This is a genomic window from Hydrogenophaga sp. FG152, assembly GCF_057809615.1.
This window is the reverse complement of the sequence record NZ_JBMDKH010000046.1, coordinates 1-1,003: the sequence shown is the minus strand read 5'-3', so window position 1 is coordinate 1,003 and position 1,003 is coordinate 1. Positions and strand designations below refer to the sequence as shown.

Below are 1,003 nucleotides of genomic sequence, written 5' to 3'. Positions count from 1 at the left end.
CGCAACTCAGCATCTGGCACCGCACCTTGCGCGCTCAAGGCAACAAGTTCGCCGAGCAGCGTTTTGTACATTGCGGCCCAATTGACGGTAGCGGGGACATCGGCGGCAGCCTGACGCCACAGATCGGCGATCCGGCGCTGCACCATAAGGATCAACTGGTCTGTGGTGGTGAACAGGCAATACCGAAGAAAGCATGCGACCTCCACGGTGCGCGCTGGCTCTTTGATCTTGGCTCCGGCTGAGGGCGGCCTGGAGACAAGTCGGCGCGCGTAGCGGCGCAAGATGAGATCGGGGATGTCTGCCAGGTGCTTATGAACGTCCAGCGTGTAAAGCAGGTCGATGCGCTCCAGTACCTCGCTGATTTGGCGGGTTGAGTGTTTCGCCGGTGCAGCCCATAGCCAACTCTGCTGGGTTTGTCCATCTGGGCGCAGCTCTGAAACTGAGGCTCGCCAGCGATCAAGTGTTGCTGGATCAACGCTGGCGGCGATGGCGGTGCCTGTTTCAACTTCAAGCTGGGCAAGTGCCGCCGCAATCAGTGTCCGAATTGCCCGCTCGTGCACGATCACCAGCTTGTTCTTGTACAGCCATTGACGCGCCCGCACGAGTAGCTGATCGCGGTCGGCGCAGCGCGCCACTTCGTCGCGCAGTTCACGTACCAGTGAGCGGCGCTGGTGCTCGCTCATCCACTGGAATCCAAGGACCGTGCAGGCTACTTGTTGGTGATCGAATAGCGTGCGCCCGCGTTCATACATGGCTCTCAGCGAGGCGACTTCTGGTGCTGCAATGCCAAGCTCGTTGCCAAGGTGGCGCCACAAGGCTACTGGAATTACCCGAAAGGCACCGAGCAAACGCCCACTCATGCGCAGGAAACCAATATGGAGCGCCAGACCAAGCTTGTGGGAATCACCTCGGCGTGCATTGATTGCGTCGCGCTCGGCACCATCGAAGGTGAAAAATGCCTTCATCTCGAAGTCGCTGATATCGCGGGGGAGCCCACGCATCC

Annotated in this window: 1 protein-coding gene; it reads right to left on the bottom strand. The window is 60.0% G+C overall.

The window, feature by feature from the left end:
- Positions 1 to 1,001, bottom strand: a 1,001-nt coding sequence (locus ACODTB_RS25780; protein WP_488929880.1) for a DUF4158 domain-containing protein, incomplete at its 3' end; no start/stop codon positions are given.
- Positions 1,002 to 1,003 lie beyond the last annotated feature (2 nt).